At 65.0% G+C, this 16432-nt stretch carries 19 protein-coding genes; 6 read left to right on the top strand and 13 right to left on the bottom strand.

Translation table 11 applies throughout. The features are described from left to right. Positions 1-107: 107 nt before the first annotated feature. The 3 genes from QJT82_RS09120 to QJT82_RS09130 form a co-directional block, all read right to left on the bottom strand. The gene (locus QJT82_RS09120) at positions 108-872 is read right to left on the bottom strand and encodes a Crp/Fnr family transcriptional regulator (protein ID WP_051447736.1); all 765 of its coding nucleotides are present in this window, start codon (positions 870-872) and stop codon (positions 108-110) included. A gap of 187 nt (positions 873-1059) precedes the next feature. Continuing rightward, entirely contained in the window at positions 1060-1422 is a 363-nt protein-coding gene (locus QJT82_RS09125) for a PRC-barrel domain-containing protein (protein WP_028339100.1), read from the bottom strand. Positions 1423-1513: 91 nt separating this feature from the next. Next, entirely contained in the window at positions 1514-1720 is a 207-nt protein-coding gene (locus QJT82_RS09130) for a hypothetical protein (protein ID WP_028339101.1), read from the bottom strand. A 311-nt stretch (positions 1721-2031) separates the two neighbouring features. Here QJT82_RS09130 and QJT82_RS09135 point away from each other — a divergent pair, with 311 nt between their 5' ends. The 3 genes from QJT82_RS09135 to QJT82_RS09145 are packed head-to-tail and all read left to right on the top strand — an operon-like array spanning position 2032 to position 2731. Then, a complete protein-coding gene (locus QJT82_RS09135) occupies positions 2032-2223 on the top strand; it encodes a hypothetical protein (protein WP_016847464.1) in 192 nt (63 codons plus the stop codon). A gap of 25 nt (positions 2224-2248) precedes the next feature. Then, complete coding sequence (locus QJT82_RS09140; protein WP_028339102.1) at positions 2249-2464, top strand: hypothetical protein; 216 nt, start codon at positions 2249-2251, stop codon at positions 2462-2464. Between the two features lie 48 nt (positions 2465-2512). Then, entirely contained in the window at positions 2513-2731 is a 219-nt protein-coding gene (locus QJT82_RS09145; protein ID WP_028339103.1) for a hypothetical protein, read from the top strand. A gap of 168 nt (positions 2732-2899) precedes the next feature. Here the strand turns inward: QJT82_RS09145 and QJT82_RS09150 are convergent, their stop codons facing one another. Both QJT82_RS09150 and QJT82_RS09155 read right to left on the bottom strand, forming a co-directional pair. Next, positions 2900-3769 (bottom strand): DUF6537 domain-containing protein, encoded by an 870-nt coding sequence (locus QJT82_RS09150; RefSeq protein ID WP_028339104.1) that lies wholly within the window; start codon positions 3767-3769, stop codon positions 2900-2902. Between the two features lie 29 nt (positions 3770-3798). Next, positions 3799-4467 carry a cyclic nucleotide-binding domain-containing protein gene (locus QJT82_RS09155; RefSeq protein ID WP_028339105.1) on the bottom strand — a complete coding sequence of 223 codons (669 nt, stop codon included), beginning with the start codon at positions 4465-4467 and terminating at the stop codon, positions 3799-3801. Positions 4468-4786: 319 nt separating this feature from the next. Here QJT82_RS09155 and QJT82_RS09160 point away from each other — a divergent pair, with 319 nt between their 5' ends. Together QJT82_RS09160 and QJT82_RS09165 are read left to right on the top strand one after the other, a co-directional pair. Next, entirely contained in the window at positions 4787-5899 is a 1113-nt protein-coding gene (locus QJT82_RS09160; RefSeq protein WP_028339106.1) for a cyclic nucleotide-gated ion channel, read from the top strand. An 11-nt stretch (positions 5900-5910) separates the two neighbouring features. Continuing rightward, the gene (locus QJT82_RS09165; RefSeq protein ID WP_028339107.1) at positions 5911-6696 is read left to right on the top strand and encodes an enoyl-CoA hydratase/isomerase family protein; all 786 of its coding nucleotides are present in this window, start codon (positions 5911-5913) and stop codon (positions 6694-6696) included. Positions 6697-6880: 184 nt separating this feature from the next. Here the strand turns inward: QJT82_RS09165 and QJT82_RS09170 are convergent, their stop codons facing one another. Together QJT82_RS09170 and QJT82_RS09175 are read right to left on the bottom strand one after the other, a co-directional pair. Further along, the gene (locus QJT82_RS09170) at positions 6881-7315 is read right to left on the bottom strand and encodes a DUF6157 family protein (RefSeq protein ID WP_028339108.1); all 435 of its coding nucleotides are present in this window, start codon (positions 7313-7315) and stop codon (positions 6881-6883) included. Positions 7316-7329: 14 nt separating this feature from the next. Then, positions 7330-7974 carry a glutathione S-transferase family protein gene (locus tag QJT82_RS09175; protein ID WP_028339109.1) on the bottom strand — a complete coding sequence of 215 codons (645 nt, stop codon included), beginning with the start codon at positions 7972-7974 and terminating at the stop codon, positions 7330-7332. Positions 7975-8054: 80 nt separating this feature from the next. Here QJT82_RS09175 and QJT82_RS09180 point away from each other — a divergent pair, with 80 nt between their 5' ends. Beyond that, a complete protein-coding gene (locus tag QJT82_RS09180) occupies positions 8055-9062 on the top strand; it encodes a YafY family protein (protein ID WP_028339110.1) in 1008 nt (335 codons plus the stop codon). Between the two features lie 206 nt (positions 9063-9268). On the opposite strand, the gene QJT82_RS09185 is transcribed toward QJT82_RS09180, so the two are convergent. From QJT82_RS09185 to QJT82_RS09210, 6 genes are all read right to left on the bottom strand, one after another. Continuing rightward, positions 9269-9679, bottom strand: coding sequence for a hypothetical protein (locus tag QJT82_RS09185; protein ID WP_028339111.1), 411 nt, complete (start codon positions 9677-9679; stop codon positions 9269-9271). A 75-nt stretch (positions 9680-9754) separates the two neighbouring features. Continuing rightward, positions 9755-10468, bottom strand: a complete 714-nt coding sequence (locus QJT82_RS09190; RefSeq protein WP_051447730.1) for a nitroreductase — start codon at positions 10466-10468, stop codon at positions 9755-9757. A gap of 98 nt (positions 10469-10566) precedes the next feature. Beyond that, positions 10567-11817, bottom strand: coding sequence for an acyl-CoA dehydrogenase (locus QJT82_RS09195; protein WP_028339113.1), 1251 nt, complete (start codon positions 11815-11817; stop codon positions 10567-10569). Positions 11818-11933: 116 nt separating this feature from the next. After that, positions 11934-13181, bottom strand: a complete 1248-nt coding sequence (locus QJT82_RS09200; RefSeq protein WP_028339114.1) for an acyl-CoA dehydrogenase — start codon at positions 13179-13181, stop codon at positions 11934-11936. A gap of 117 nt (positions 13182-13298) precedes the next feature. After that, a complete protein-coding gene (locus QJT82_RS09205; protein ID WP_028339115.1) occupies positions 13299-14426 on the bottom strand; it encodes an acyl-CoA dehydrogenase family protein in 1128 nt (375 codons plus the stop codon). A gap of 134 nt (positions 14427-14560) precedes the next feature. Next, on the bottom strand, positions 14561-16429 hold the full coding sequence (locus QJT82_RS09210) for an AMP-binding protein (protein WP_028339116.1): 1869 nt from the start codon (positions 16427-16429) through the stop codon (positions 14561-14563). Between the last annotated feature and the right edge of the window lie 3 nt (positions 16430-16432).

Below are 16432 nucleotides of genomic sequence, written 5' to 3' on the forward strand. Positions count from 1 at the left end.
GAGACTTGGGGTAATGGGTCCTGGCTTTCGCCAGGACGACACCGCGTATGTTGAACGGCCGGTGAACCATACATCCGCGCGCTCTCGACATGCAGCGGACTACAGCGCTACTGCCCGGCCGCCGCGTCCGTCGGCGTCGCGGCGGCATCGAGCTGCCGTCCCTCGTGATCCATGTGCAGGTAGTTCGGGTTGAACAGGCCGGCCTGCATCAGCCGCTCGAGATTGGGGACGACCAGGGTCTTTCCCTTCAGTACGATCAGGCCGCCGGCGCGCAATTCCTGCAGCGTTCGGTTGACGTGAACCTTGGAGAGCCCGGTGGCATCGGCGAGATCGCCCTGGGTCAGCGGGAAATCACAGCTGTCGCCCTGGGTCAGGCCAGCGGCACGCAGCCGGAGCCAGATCTCGCACAGCAGATGGGCCATCCGCTCCAGCGCCGTTCGCTGGCCGAGGCTCATGGTCCATTCGCGCTGGATCGCCGCGTTGACCAGGGTTTCCCACCAGAACGCGGTCACGATGCGCGGATGTCCGGCTGCGACCTTGTCGAAGAATTCGCGGGAGAGGTCGGCGATCGACACTGAGGTGACGGTACCGATCGAATGATCCATCTCGCGCAGGATGAAGACGTTCACATCGCAAATGTCGCCGGGCAGGAAGAAAGCCACGATCTGACGCCGGCCGTCCTCGAGCTGCTTGTAGCGATAGGCCCAGCCGGACAGGATCAGATGGACGTCCTTCGGCTTCTCGCCTTCGCGAACGATGTCGACCCGCGGACCGAAATGCCGGACGCGCTCGGTGGACGCGCGATTGAGAAGGACGTGGTCCACCGGCGAAAGCCGTGCAAACTGCTCCAATTTCCGGATTAGCGACGGCAACGACATTGGTCTCCCGCATGTTCAATCGGGCAACTGCAGGACCGACTTCAATTACGTATGTTACATTGCACAGCTTTTGACGTATGTTCACTAGTGTACAGACGCCCCAAGGATGCGACGCTAACGTCGGCAACCGCCATACAGGCAGCTCCGGTGGGGTGCCAGTGAAGTGCGGGCCCGGCGCCGCTCAGACGAACGGCACGCCGTAGTATTCGTTCACCGCGCGCGTGGCGCCGATATCGGACCAATTCCAATCCCGCTCGCTGCCGTATTTCGGCGCGCCGCGCAGCTGGCTCTCGGTCACGCCGGTGACATAACCGCCCAGCCTCGTGTCGTATTTGAGCGACTGCCAGGGCAGCGGATAATGGTCGTTGCCGAGACCGAGAATGCCGCCGAAGCCGAGCACGGCGTAAGACACCCGCCCGCTCTTCTTGTCGATCATCACCCGTTCGATCGAGCCGATCTTGCGCTCGTCGGAGCCATAGACCGCGGTGCCCTCGACCTTGTCGCTGCCGATCAGGTTTCCGACCTCCTTCTCGTCCATCGCCATGTCAGTTCTCCATTGATCCCTCGACGCCAACGGTCGACCCGGGTCACCGTTCCTGCCGCATTGCCGCGATTGCTGCAGAGCGGAACGCCGTTCAGCCTGTTGGAGGATCGCCGCGGTCGTCTGATGTCATGCCGGATCCCGGCGTCTTGTCGGCATCGTTCAATTTCGGATCACGCGTCGCTTCGCGCGCATTCGACTTTCGCGGGTCGGTCTTGTGCGCGGTTTGCGCGCGCTGCTTGTCGGCCGGCTGTTCCTGCCCCTTGTTGTCCTTCACGATACCCTGATTGGAATGTGCCATTGATGATGTCCTTCTTGGCTTATGTCCTTCTTGTTTCCTTGGCCGCTTTGCTTGAAGACATGCGGGCCTCGGCGATCAAATTCGCCGAGGCCCGTCACCGGAGTGGTCCACCGCCTTTCGGGGAGCAAAGCAGCGAACGCACGGGTGTTACGCAGAGCGCCGAAGATCGTTCCTGCGGTCCTGCGCGATCCTTGGTCGCGATTTTTGGTCGCGACTTTGGCCGCGTGTTTTTTCAATTCGCCCGATGTCATGGGTTAACGACGGCATCCGGGGAACAAGCCTAGTATTGCTGGTTCCAGCTCGGAGACGGCATGATCAAGAAGAAGCGCAACAGGTCGCGGCCTCCCGGATCGTTTGAAAACCGCTTGCAAAAATTCGCCGAAGATTCGCGCATTGCGGCACGCAAGCTGCCGCCGGGACGGGAACGCGAAATGCTGATGAAGAAGGCCAGACAGACCGAAACTGTGATGGAAGTCAGCGAGTGGCTGACGTTCCGCAAGTAGCCGCGAGTCGCAAAGGAGAGCTGCGATGATCGAGGAACGGTTTGACTCACGCACGCTCTTCGCCATGAACGCTGCGCTCGATCGCGTTTGCGCAGACGCACCTCACGGCGAGGAACATGACACCCGCCGCCGCGTTGCCCGATACATCATCAAATGCGCCAAGAACGGCAGGACGACGCTCTCCGAGCTAACCGAAGCCGGACAGCAGGCGCTGGCCAAGGCCACCGCCGCGGCGGGATAACCGGCGCAATTGCCCTGTTGCCCTCAGCCCTCAGCAGAGGAGCTACGCATGCGCATTGCAATCAGCATCGGCCTGCTGGCCTTTCTGGCCGCCGTCGGCGCCTACGCCTATGAAGGCCTGACCGTGGACGCTCCGGTGCCGACCTACGGCATCGTGGTGTTCACGATCGGCGTTGCGGTCCTGGCTGCGGTCTGCATCGGCCTGATGGGGCTGTTGTTCTATTCCAGCCGCCGCGGCTACGACGAGCCGCCGCACATCAAGCGGTAGGCGGCTTCGGCAGAGCCGCGGGGAGTCTTTCAGACCCGTTAGAGCGCGCTCAGGGTGACGGTGATAGCTTCCCGCGTCATTGCGTGCGAAGCGAAGCAATCCATAGCGCCGCAAGCGGAGAACTGGATTGCTTCGTCGCTTCGCTCCTCGCAATGACGGCGAAGGTTCTTACGACACCGCCGGCGCCCGCGCGCGAATCTCCGCGACCTTGCGCTTCAGCGCTGCCTGCCGCGGATCGGGCAGGATGGCGGCGCGCGCTTCCGCAATGGCGTCGGCAAGATCGGGAAGCACGAGCACGCCGTCGAAGGTCGGCTTGGCGAGCCCGTCGATGATCACGTGCCAGTCCGCGATGCCCTGGCGGTAGGGATCGCCGTAGCCCTGGATCATGGTCGCGGTCTGCACGACCGCCGGGGCGGCGCTCGGCTGCTTGGTCAGGCTGCGGTCGATCATGTGCAGCCAGCGCTCGACCCAGACGCGCTCCCTCGCATAGCGTCCCGAGAACAGCCGCCAGCGCTTCAGGCCCGCCTCGATCCTGAGCCGGCGAACGCTGAAGCGGTTGTTGGCGCTGAAGCGAATCGAGACCCGGCGACGCCGCCAGCCGAATTGTTCCAGCACGCCGAGCACCGGATCGGCGACCACCGCCGGCAAGGCGTCGATCAACTCGTCAAGGCGGAACTTCTTGACGTCGTCGGCCGAGCGCGCCGCAAGGCCGCCCACCGCATTGACTTCGCCAAGCTTGAGCTGCGCGATGCGGATTGCGTCCTCATAGGCCATGCGCTCCGCCATCAGGCGGGCTATCTCGGCAAGCAGGGCGTCGTCGACGCCGCGGCGGCCGGCGAAGCGCTTGAGCCGGTCGATATAGAGCTGGGCGTAGCTCGTACTCTGATAGGCGATCAACAGATCGATGGCCTTGGTGACGGCCGGCCCGAGATGGTCCGGGCAGGCGTCGGGCAGCACCGGCGGCCCCTCGTCCTCATCGCCGATGATGTCGGCAAAGAGGTAACGGAGCGAAGCCAGGAGACCGTCGTCATCCGGCACTGCGGCGCCTCCAGAACTCGTCACGGGGCTCATGCAGGTTTTGGCTCCGCAACCTGTGGGGTCGTGTGCTGCGCAAGTTGCTGCTCGAGCGTCGAGATATTCTGGAACAGACGGGCGCTGGCGAGGCGCAGAAAGTAGAAGCCGAACGCCGGGTTCTGGACGTAAAGCTGTTCGACCTGGTCATAGGTCACTGACAGCACCATGCCGGTCTCGACGCACTCCAGCGTCTGGGTTCGCGTGTTCGACGGCGACAGCATGCCGAACTCGCCGACCAGGGCGCCGACCGGCAGCTCGATGCCCGATTCGACCAGGCGGAAGCGGCCGCTGACAATGTAGAACATGCTGTCGGCCTTCTCGTCCTTGTAGAACAGGACTTCGCCCGCGGTGCATTTGCGTTCCGTCGTGAACGGCTTCAGCCATTCCATCGACAGATCGCTGTTGACCGATTTCTTCACGTTGCGGACCAGTTGCAGCATCTGGTGCAGCCGATAGGTGTTCACCGGCAGCAGCACGGCATGCAGAATCAGCGTCGCATAATTGTGCGTCGGGATCGCGGTCGCGATCAGGATGATGTTGGTCAGGATGGCGAAGACGCGCAACGGGATCATGGTGCGCATTGACAGCGTGGCGACCACGAAGATCGAAGCGAAGAGACTGCCGGCAGCGCCGGCGTGCTGCGCGAGATGTGAGGTATCCATCGGAAACCAGCCAATGCTCAAGAAGTGAATAAGATCGTCTTATTAGTCGCTTCATTCCGGCCCGGGTCGCATCAGCGACCAGCATCCCTGATATACGGGGAAAAAGCGACGATTTGTCCGATTTCTCACATTCGCGGGCGCAAAATCGGGCCAACATGGTTAGGCCTTTCGTCCAACAGATGCGGTCGTCTTCCCCAGCGATCATGCCGCCACGGGCAGCGCGTTGACGGCCTCAACCGGGAGAGGCACGTTGTGACATCGGCTCTGCCGTTCGCAGGGCCTCAATTCCAGCAGTTCACCGACAGGCAAGTCCGTTCCGATGTCCAAGCGGCTCGTCCTTCCGGCCTTGACGCGCTTCGTTTCCGCCACCGCCGGCCGCAACATGACCACGGCAGCCTATGTCGCGGTCGCGGCCGGCGTCGCCACGATGACGCTGCTGACGGTCGCGCCGACCCATGACGCGGCGCCGGGCTGGGTCGATGCGCTGCTGTGGGCCTGCCTTGCCTATTTCGTGTTCGAATGGCTGGTGCGGCTGCGCCACATGGGCCGGCAGGGCAAGTTCTGGTTCTACGCGCTGTCGAGCGCCGGCATCGTCGATGCGATCGGCGCGCTGGCCGTGCCGGTGGCCTTGCTGTCCGGCGTCGAGCCGAAAACCGCCTGGCTGCTCGGCGTGCTCTGGGTGCTCAAGGTGGTGCCGGGCATTCCCGGCCTGCGCCAGCTCCGGCGCGTGCTGGTGGTGGAGTCAGGGCCGCTGCTCAGCGTGCTCGTGATCTTCCTGATGGTGGTGTTCCTGGCCTCCGTCGCGGAATATTTCCTGGAGCGGGACGTCCAGCCGCAGACCTTCGGCAGCGTGCCGGCGGCGCTGTGGTGGGCGGTGGTGACGCTGACCACGACCGGCTATGGCGACGTGGTGCCGATCACCCCGCTCGGCCGCTTGGTCGCCGCCATGGTGATGATCTCGGGCCTCGGCGTGTTCGGGCTGTGGACCGGTATCCTGGCGACCGGCTTTGCCGCCGAAACCCGCCGCGACAATTTCTTGAGGACCTGGGAGACCGTCAGCAAGGTGCCGTTCTTCGCGCATCTCGGCCCGGCCGCGATCGCCGACGTCACCCAGGTGCTACGGACCATCGACCTGCCGCCGCGCACCATGATCATCCGCAAGGACACCAATGGCGACTGCATGTATTTCGTCGCCGCCGGCGAGGTCGAGGTCGACCTGCCCGGACGCAAGGTGAAGCTTGGCGAAGGCGAGTTCTTCGGCGAGATGGCGTTGCTCGGTAACGCCAAGCGCGGCGCCAGCGTCTCGACCAGCAAGGTGACCAGGCTGTTGGTGCTTGACCTGGTCGATTTCCGCCTGTTGATGGCAAGGCATCCCGATCTCGCCGAGACCATCGATGCCGAGGCCAAGCGGCGCGAACGTGAGAATCAATGATGGAGACCAAGATGGCTGACGCGGCCGACACCGCCAGCGGACCCGTGCTCGAAATCGCGGGCGCGCGCGCAACGATCCGCCTCAACCGGCCGAAGCATCTCAACCGCCTGCAGGCCGAGGACCTCGGCGAGCTGCTGAAATTGTTCGACCGGATCGAGGCCGATCCTGCGATCCGCGTGCTGGTGCTGACCGGAACCGGCCGCGCGTTTTCCGCCGGCTACGACCTCAACTCGGTGGCCGAGCGCGCGGTGAGCGCGAGCGAGCAGCAGAGCGCGGGCTCGGCGTTCGAGGTCGTGGTCAACCGCCTCGAGGATTTGAGCGTGCCGACGATCTGCCGGCTCAATGGCGGCGTCTATGGCGGCTCGACCGACCTCGCGCTCGCCTGCGACTTTCGCATCGGCGTCGATATCGCCGAGATGTTCATGCCGGCGGCGCGGCTCGGGCTGCACTATTACAAGAGCGGCATCCAGCGCTACGTCACGCGGCTCGGCGTCGACAACGCCAAGATGCTGTTCCTGACCGCGCAAAGGATCACGGCGCCGGAGATGCTGCGGATCGGCTACCTCACCGCGATGGTGCCGCTCGACCTGCTCGACGAGGAGGTCGACAAGCTCGCGACGATCCTGGCCGGCAACGCGCCCAAGGCGATGGCCGGCATGAAGCGCGTGATCAACGAATTTGCCCGCGGCGAGCTGGACGAAGCCGCCGCCGATGCCCGCCACCGCGACAGCATGCGCGGCGACGAGATCAAGGAAGGCATCAAGGCATTCGCCGAGAAGCGTGCGCCGCGGTTTTAGCTCGGCCCGCCTCCCTTGTCCCGTCACCCTGAGGAGCCGCGTAGCGGCGTCTCGAAGGGTCGACGGCCCGACTGGTGGCCGTGCATCCTTCGAGGCTCGCTCCGCTCGCACCTCCAGCGACAAAGGCGAAGCCTTTGCGCGGGGATGACGGTCCAATAGTCGTCGCGATCCTCGTTGGGACCCACTATGCCCGCTTGCTTCGCATCGCGCGAACCTGCGCGATCTCCGGGTCCGCCGCGAGTGCCTGGTAGCGCTTGCTGTCGACGGCGTGGAGCGCGATGCGGCCCTCGGCATCGGCATGGACACCCCAGCCGAACCGCTTGCCGAGCGGCGAGGCGCGCATGCAGGCCTGGCCGCGCGAGAAGAACGTCTCGCGGGCGAGGCTGCGCGCCTTCTTCGCTGCTTTCGCATCGAGCGCGCGGCCGGCCGCCGACGTCGCGAACACGACGTCGTCGGAGGTGTACTTGTATGGCGCGCCCGCGATCATCCGATATTGCAGCACGGCAACCGTCGGCTGGCCGCCGCGCGGCTGCGGCTCCTCCCCGCGCTCCGCCGGGCAGTCCTCCGCGACGCGGATCAGGGTGTTGAAGCAGTTGGTGCTGTGCAGGACTTTCGCCATCGGGCCGATCCGTATCACACTCCGGCGGCCGCCGCATGCTGCGCCGCCATCTCGTCGTCGGCCTTCGATATCCGCTGGAAGGCCGGGCGCGCGGCGATGCGTTCGGCATGGCGGACGAACACGTCCCTTTTCGGCACGATGCCGAACATCATGGTCCAAGAGAGCGCGATGCCCCAGAGGATGTCGGCCGCCGTGATCTGTTCGCCGAGCAGATAGGGCCCCTTAGCCAGCTGCGTCTCCAGCGCGCCCAGCATGGTGTCGTAATCAGCATAGGGCGACTGCGTGATCGGCGCGGGCTCGCGCTTCATGAAATGGTCGATCACGGCCGGCTCGAACGATGAGCCGTAATAGGCGATCCAGCGCAGATACGGGCCGCGGCGCGGATCGGTCAGCGCCGGCGTCAGGCCGGCCTGCGGAAACAGATCGGCGAGATAGATGAAGATCGCGACCTGTTCGGTCACCAGCGCGTCGCCATGGCGGATCGCCGGCACCTTGCCGAGCGGATTGATGGCGAGATAGGCGTCCTTGCGCTGCTCGCCCGCCTTCATGTTGAGAACGTGCAGATCATAGGGCGCGCCGAGTTCCTCCAGCAGCACGCGGGTGCCGGTGGCGCGGCTCTGCGGCGAATAATACAGCGTGACGCGGTCGGTGATGGTCATGGGGGTCTCCTTGAGCCGCTAGGGGCATGGCTCCTTATGTCCGCCTATACCTGACATCTTGTGTCAGGTATGATCTGGCCATGCGCGCGAGCCGGCTGTTTTCCATCCTCACCACCCTGCAGGCGCGGGGGCAGGTCACCGCGCCTGAGCTGGCGGAAGCCTGCGAGGTTTCGGTGCGCACGATCTATCGTGACATCGACGCGCTCGCCGCCTCCGGCGTTCCCGTCTATGCCGACCGCGGCGCCGAGGGCGGCTATCGCCTGCTCGACGGCTATCGCGTGCGGCTCAACGGCCTGTCGCAGGGCGAGGCCGAGGCGCTGTTCATGGCCGGACTTCCGGGGCCCGCCGCCGCGCTCGGCCTCGATGCCGCGATGGCGGCGGCGCAGACCAAGCTGATGGCGGCGCTGCCGGAGAACCTGCGGCCCAACGCAAGAGGGATGCAGCAGCGCTTCCATCTCGACGCGCCGGGCTGGTTCGGCGAGACCGAGGAGCCGACGCACCTGCGCGCCATCGCCGGCGCCGTGCTGCGCGAGACCATGCTCGAGATCCGCTACCAGAGCTGGAAGGCCGAGAAGCGGCGGCGCGTGGCGCCGCTCGGCCTCGTGCTGAAGGGCGGCAGCTGGTATCTCGCCGGCCTTGTCGACGGCAATGTGCGCACCTATCGCGTCGCACGCGTGCTGGACTGCGCGACGCTGGAGACGCCGTTCGCGCGGCCCGCGGAGTTCGACCTCGCCGCCTATTGGGGCGCCTCGATCGAGCGGCTGGAGGCCGAGCTGCATCCGAACGAGGCCACGGTGCGGCTGTCGCCGCTCGGGCTGAAACTGTTCGACGCGCTTGCGCACCCTTACGTGAAGGCGCGGATGCGGCTCACTGATGGCACCGACGCCGACGGCTGGCGGCTCGCCACCATGCCGGTCGGCAAGACGGTGTGGCATGCGGCGACCGAATTGCTGCGGCTTGGCGCCGAGGCCGAGGTGGTCGCGCCGGGGGAGTTGCGCGAGAAGATGGCCGAGCTGACCGGCGCGATGGCCGCCCGCTATGCCGAGGCGCCGCCGCGCCGCGCGGTGGCTGGCGCTAAAGCGCGATGAGATTGGGTTGAATGGAGCCGCAGGAGCAGTGCGCTCCCTCGCCCCGTTCTTACGGGGAGAGGGTTGGGGTGAGGGGCTGTCTCCGCGCATACGGTGATAGCTGCGCTTGCTGAGCCTCCCCCTCACCCGGAACGCATCTAACGATGCGTTCCGACCTCTCCCCGCGCGCGGGGCGAGGTGGAGCAGAGTCTGCGGTTCGCTGCTTGCTAGTAGCGGCTGTCGGAGCTGATGACGAAGCGGTCGAAAAAATTCACCGGCAGGATCTCGAACCGGTCCAGCGTCAGCGTAATCCCGGTCACGAAGTCGACACCCTTGATCGTGCCCTCAAGATCGATCCGGCGGCCGCGACGCAGGCCGCGCGTTTCCGGATGTTGCTCGATGTCGAGATAGGCATAGATCGGATTGTCGAGCCGCGAATGGCGATGCCAGCCGCGCTGCAGGAAACTGAATTGCAGCACCGAGCCTGCGCCCCAGTCGATCGCGTCGAAGAAGCGGGTCTTCCAGGCGACCTGCTGGCCCAGATAATGCGCGGCGATGAACGCGTCACGCTCAAGCGCAGGCAGACGGTGCAGCTGCCAGCTGATCTCAGCCGGCGTCAGGGAGGCGTTATTCGCCATTTTTGTTCTTGTCGTTTCTTTGTAGCTTTTCTTGTCCTCGGCGGGGGGTGAACCGACCTTCCCGCCTTCAGGAAACTATACATCGACGAATGTGACAGTGTCTTCCACGGTTGCACGCGACGTGCGGTAGCTGTTCACCTTTTGCTCATGATCGGCATAGCCGAACGAGATACCGCAGACAACCCGGCGATCGTCGGCCAGGTTAAAATGACGGCGGATCAGCCCGGAATGGCGCGCGATCGCCGCCTGCGGGATGGTGCCGAGCCCGAGCGCCTGCGCCGCCAGCATGAAATTCGAGACATAGCCGCCGCAGTCGATCGCACCATAGATGCCGAGCGGCTCATTGGTGTGGATCACGGCAATGTGCGGCGCACCGAAAAAATTGTAGTTCTCCAGCGCCTGTTTTGCGTAGGCCGCCTTATCGCCGCGCGCGATGCCGAGCGTGTTGTAGAGCTGGAAGCCGCTTTCGCGGCGGCGCTCCAGGTAGACCCCGACATATTCGCGCGGCGGCGTGAAGTCGTAATCCTCGGCGAGGCCGCGCGAGGCTTCGGCATAGATCGCCTTGCGAAACCGCTCCTTGGCCTCGCCGGAGACGATGAGCACCTGCCAGGGCTGGCTGTTGCACCAGGACGCGGTGCGCTGCGCGGTCGACAGAATGTGCTCGATGACCTCGCGCGGCACCTCGCGCGGCTGGAACGCGCGCACCGAGTAGCGCTCGTTGAGCAATTCCTCGAGCGCGCCGATGCGGTCCTCGGTCGCGTAACGCGGGTTCGGTGTCTTCGCGTCCATGACATATCCTCTTTTTTCGTCATTCCGGGGCACGCGAAGCGTGAACCCGGAATCTCGAGATTCCGGGTTCGATGCTTCGCATCGCCCCGGAATGACGACTAACCACCCCGCCCCTTGGTCGGGATCTTGTTGTAGGGCACGTCCTTGTCGACGCGGATGTCGCCGGGCAGGCCCAGCACGCGCTCGGCGATGATGTTGCGCAGGATCTCGTCGGTGCCGCCGGCGATGCGCATCGAGGGCGACGACAGCAGCATCTGCTGGAACTGGCCGTTGGCCTGCTCCTCATCGGTGCCGGTGAGGCTGCCCGCCGCACCCTCGAGGTCCATCGCATAGGTCGCGATATCCTGCAGCATCAGGCCGGAGACGAGCTTGCCGATGGAGTTTTCCGGCCCCGGACGCTCACCCTTCGACAGCGCCGAGATGGCGCGGTAGCTGGTGTATTTCAGCCCGCTCGCCTTCACCGCCCAGCTCGCAAGTTTGGAGCGCACCGCCGGATCGTCGATCGCAAGACCGTCCTCCAGCATCAGATTGGAGCAGAACTCGAACATCTCGGGCACGCCGGTGGCTAGCCGCGCACCGATCGACATGCGTTCGTTCATCAGCGTGGTCAGCGACACGCTCCAGCCCTCGCCGACCGCCCCTAAGCGCTGGCTGTCCGGGATCACGACGTCGGTGAAATAGACCTCGTTGAACTCCTGCATGCCGTTGGCCTGCTTGATCGGCCTGACCTCGACGCCGGGGCTCTTCATGTCGAGGAAGAACATGGTGAGGCCCTTGTGCTTGGGCACATTCGGATCGGTGCGCGCGATCAACAGGCCGTAGTCGGAGTAATGCGCGCCTGAGGTCCAGATCTTCTGGCCGTTGACGACCCAGTTGTCGCCCTTCTTCTCGGCGCGGGTGCGCAGCCCCGCGACGTCGGAGCCGGCCGACGGCTCGGAGAACAGCTGGCACCAGATCTCCTCGCCCGAAGCGAGCTTGGGCAGATAGCGGCGCTTGGCGTCTTCGCTGCCCCAGGCCATCACGGTCGGGCCGCACATGCCCTCGCCGATCTGGAACGGCTGGGTCAATTTGCCGTAGACGCCCTCTTCCTGCTGCCAGATCACGCGCTCGATCGGGGTGGCGCCGCGGCCGCCATATTCCTTCGGCCAATGCAGGCAGGCCCAGCCGCCCTCTGCCTTCTTCTTCTGCCAGGCCTTGCCGACCTCGACCATGTCGTGCCTGGCGAGCCGGATGCGGCCGAGCGACGACTTCGAGAGCTCCTCCTCGAACTCCTTCGGCGCGTTGGCCGCGATCCACTTGCGGGCGATAGCGCGGAACTCGGCTTCCTGCGGCGTGTCATCGAAATTCATGGCGGCTCCTTTTTCTTGTCATTCCGGGGCGCGCACAGCGCGAACCCGGAATCTGGAGATGAGTGGTGCGGCTCGAGGTTCCGGGTTCGCCGCTTCGCGCCGCCCCGGAACGACGGTTATGATCTTCCCTTGGTCGGGATCTTGTTGAAGGGAACGTCCTTGTCGACCCTGATGTCGCCGGGCAGGCCCAGCACGCGCTCGGCGATGATGTTGCGCATGATCTCGTCGGTGCCGCCCTCGACGCGGGTGCCCGGCGCACGCAGCAGCATCGCCTGGAATTTGCCGGCGACCTCGGCATCCTCGGGTCCGCTCAAGGCACCCGCGGCGCCCTGCAGGTCGAGCGCGTAGGTCGCGACGTCCTGGATCATCGAACCGGCGACCAGCTTGCCGATCGAATTCTCCGGTCCCGGACGCTCGCCCTTCGACAGCGCCGAGATCGCGCGCATGCTGGTGTATTTCAGCCCGCTCGCCTTCACCGCCCAGTTCGCAAGCTTGGAGCGCACCGCGCGATTCTCGATCGCGGGGCCATCCTCCAGCACTAGGCTGCTGCAATAGTCGAACAGCTCGGGGAAGCCGGTGGCGACGCCGGCGCCGATCGACATCCGCTCGTTCATCAGCGTCGTTAGCGACACGTTCCAGCCGTCATTGACATTGCCGAGCCGCTGCGAGTCCGGAATGCGCACGTCGGTGAAATAGACCTCATTGAAGTCAGAGGCGCCACTCGCCTGCTTGATCGGCCGGACCTCAACGCCCGGGCTCTTCATGTCCAGGAAGAACATGGTGAGGCCCTTGTGCTTGGGCACGGTCGGATCGGTGCGGGTGAGCAAGATGCCGTAGTCGGAATAATGCGCGCCCGAGGTCCAGATCTTCTGGCCGTTGATCACCCATTCGTCGCCATGCTTCTCGGCGCGGGTGCGCAGGCCGGCGACGTCGGAGCCGCCGGCCGGCTCGGAGAACAGCTGGCACCAGATCTTCTCGCCGGAGGCAAGCGGCGGCAGATAGTTGCGCTTCTGCTCCTCGCCGGCGAACGCCATCATGGTCGGCCCGCACATGCCGTGGCCGATGATGAACATCGAGCTGAGGCGGCCGAACGGCCCCTCCTCCTGCTGCCAGATCACGCGCTCGATCGGCGAGGCGCCGCGACCGCCATACTCCTTCGGCCAGTGCAGGCAGGCCCAGCCGGCGTCGGCCTTCTTCTTCTGCCAGGCCTTTGCGACCTCGAGGATGTTGGCGCCCTTGAGCGCAACGCGGCCGAGCGAGGCCTTGCGCAGCTCGTCCTCATATTGCTTGGGCGCATTGGCCGCGATCCAGGCTTTCGCCTCGGCGCGGAATGCGGCCTCCTGCGGGGTGTCGTCGAAATTCATGGTGGCTTTCTTTCCGTCATTCCGGGGCGATGCGGAGCATCGAACCCGGAATCTCGATTCCCAACCTCTGGATTCCGGGTTCGCGCAACGCGCGCCCCGGAATGACGAATCGTAGCGTTACGCCGCGTTCTTCTTGCGCATGCGATCGATCAGCGCGTCTTCCCAATAGGACGGGCTGCCGAGGCCGAGCGCCACCGCATTGGCGCGGCGATAGTACATGTGGCAGTCGAACTCCCAGGTGAAGCCCATGCCGCCATGGACCTGGATATTGTTCTTGGCGCAGTGCTGGAACGCCTGCGTCGCGCTGATGCGTGCGGCGGCGGCGGCTTCCGGCAATTCGCCGGCATTGGTCGAGAGCGCCCAGGCGCCGTAGTAGCAATTCGAGCGCGCCAGTGTCGCCGACACATACATATCGGCCAGCATGTGCTTGACCGCCTGGAACGAGCCGATCGGACGGCCAAAGGCAATACGATCAAGCGCATAGTCGCGGCCCATCTCCAGCGCGCGGTCGGCGCCGCCGACCTGCTCGAACGCCGTCAACACGGCCGCGCGATCGAGCACCTGGGAGATGACGCTCCAGCCCTCGCCGGCCGCGCCGAGCGGCTCAGCCTTCGCATCCTTGAAGGTAAACTCGGCCTGGCCGCGGGTCAGGTCGATGTTGGTGAGCGACTTGATTTCGACGCCGCTGGCCTTGAGATCGACGATGAACAGGGAAATATCGGACTCGCGTCCGCTCGAGCCGGTGCGCGCGGCGACAACGGCGAAATCGGCGATCGCGCCATCCGGCACCGGCTTCTTGACGCCGTTGAGCACGCCGCCATTGGCCGTCACCTTGATCGCCTTCGGCGACGGGTTGCCCTTGCCCTCGAACAGAGCCAGCGTGCCGATGGCTTCGCCGGCGGCGATCTTCGGCAGCCACTTCTGCTTCTGTGCGTCACTGCCTGCGAGCAGGATCGCTTCGGCGGCGAGATAGACGGTGGAGGAGAACGGCACCGGCGCCAGCGCGCGGCCCATTTCCTCCGCGATCACACAGAGCTCGAGATGGCCGGCACCCGCGCCGCCGAACTGTTCCGGAATCGCAACGCCGAGGAAGCCCATCTCGGCGAGGCCCTTCCACAACGCCTTGTCGTAAGGCGCCTTGCCGTCGAGCACCTCGCGCACGGCTTTCGGCGGGCACTGTTCGCTGAGGAATTTCCGCGCCTCATCGCGCATCTGCTTCTGTTCGTCGGAGAAATCGAAATTCATGGCGCTTACCTTTTTCTTGCTGTCATTCCGGGGCGATGCGCAGCATCGAACCCGGAATCTCGACGTAAGGAACCTCTCTGGATTCCGGGTTCACGCTTCGCGTGCCCCGGAATGACGCGTTTGCTTTCGTAGGATCAGTTCAAGATGATCACGTCGTCGCCGGGCTTGCCGGCGTACAGTTTCTCGACCAGTGCGGCGCGGCGTTCGAGGCCGGCGCGCTGGTTGATGTAGCCCTTGTCGGTGAGTTCGTTGCCGTCGATCGACGGCGGCTCGACCATCAGCATCGCACGCGCGATGCGCATGCTGCTGCCGGTGATGGAAGCGTTGTGCGCCTGCAAGCCCTTCTTGAGGCACGCGACCACCTCGGGATGCCGGATCACGTCCTCATAGCTGGCATCGGCGTTGCCGACGAGCTGGCGGCAGGCATGCAGGTTCGGCCAGCACAACAGGCCGATGAACTCGCGGTCCTGCCCCGCAACGAGCGCATCATGCACGACCGGCGTCGCGGCCGCGATCGCATCGGTGCGCAACGAGCCGACATGCACGAACGTGCCGGTCGTCAGCTTGAAATCCTCGACCACGCGGCCGGCAAAGATGATGCCCTGCAGCGGGTCTTCGGGGTCCACGAACACGCCGGCATCGCCGATGCAGTAGAAGCCTTCCTCGTCGAACATCTTTGCCGTGAGCTCCGGTTGGCCGAAATAGCCGGGCGTGACGTTGACGCCGCGCAGCCGCAATTCGTATTTCGAGCCGCACGGCACCATCTTCAGCTCGACGCCGGGGAACGGCAGGCCGATCAGGCCGACGCGCTCGGTGTCCCAATAGGTGCCGGTCGAGGTCGGCGCGGTCTCGGTCGAGCCCCAGCCGGTGTAGAACACGATGCGCTCGCCCGTGGTCTTCACCGCCAGCGCCTGCATGCGGTCATAGAGATCGTCGGGCAGCCGCGCGCCGCCATAGGCCATGATCGAGAGGTTCTTGAAGAAGCTCGCGCACAGCGCCTCGTCCTTCTCCATCGCGGCGGCGAGCGCGGCATAGCCGGCCGGCACGTTGGCGTAATAGGTCGGCGACACCTCGCGCAGGTTCCTGATGGTCTCCTCGAGCTGGCCCGGCATCGGCCGGCCGTCGTCGATATAGAGCGTGCCGCCGTCGACCAGCACCGGATTGAACGCAGCGTTGCCGCCCATGGTGTGATTCCACGGCATCCAGTCGAGCACCGTCGGGATCGGTCCCTCCGTTTCACGCGGGCGCACCTGCATCATCATCGCCGCGTTGGCGCACATCATCTCCTGGGTGTTGATGACGGCCTTGGGCATGCCGGTCGAGCCCGAGGTGAACAGCAGCTTGCCCGTGGTGTCAGGCGTGATCTTCGCGATCGACGCGTCGACGTCAGCCGTCACCTTCGTTGCCGCGAGGTCAGCAAAGGCCACACTCTTGATGCCCTCGCAGGGACGCAGCACGTGAACGACCGGGATGCCGGTGAGGTCGATCGCCTTCAGCGCCTTCTCGAAGGCAGGTCCGTCCTGCACCATCACGACGGCTGGCTTGATCAGGTTGAACAGATATTTGAGCTTGAGATGATCCTGGCTCATCAGCGAATAGGCCGGCGACACCGGCGCGGCCGGCAGCCGCGCCTGCATCGCGGCCTGCGTCATCAGCGCATGCTCGATCGAATTGCCGGAGAGGATCGCGACGGGCCGGCCGTCGCCAACGCCGAGATCGAGCAGGCCTTGCGTCAGCGCATCGACGGTGCGCTTGGCTTCACCATAGGAGACCTTGCGCCACTGCCGGTCGGGACCGCCGCGTTGCGCGAGCCAGATCCGCTCCGGCGCCTGCGCCGCCCATTTGGCGAGATAGGCCGGAATGTGCGTCTCGTAGGCCTGGAGCGGAATCCGCGACTTCAGGACGACGGTACCGTCACCGCGCCGCTCGACCGCGATGTCACGTGCGAGCCAATCCACCTTGCGAAAGGCAGGTTTCGTCAGCATCGCCGCGTCTCCATCCATTTT

Source organism: Bradyrhizobium sp. Mp19, assembly GCF_029952935.1.
Taxonomy (GTDB): Bacteria; Pseudomonadota; Alphaproteobacteria; order Rhizobiales; family Xanthobacteraceae; genus Bradyrhizobium; species Bradyrhizobium elkanii.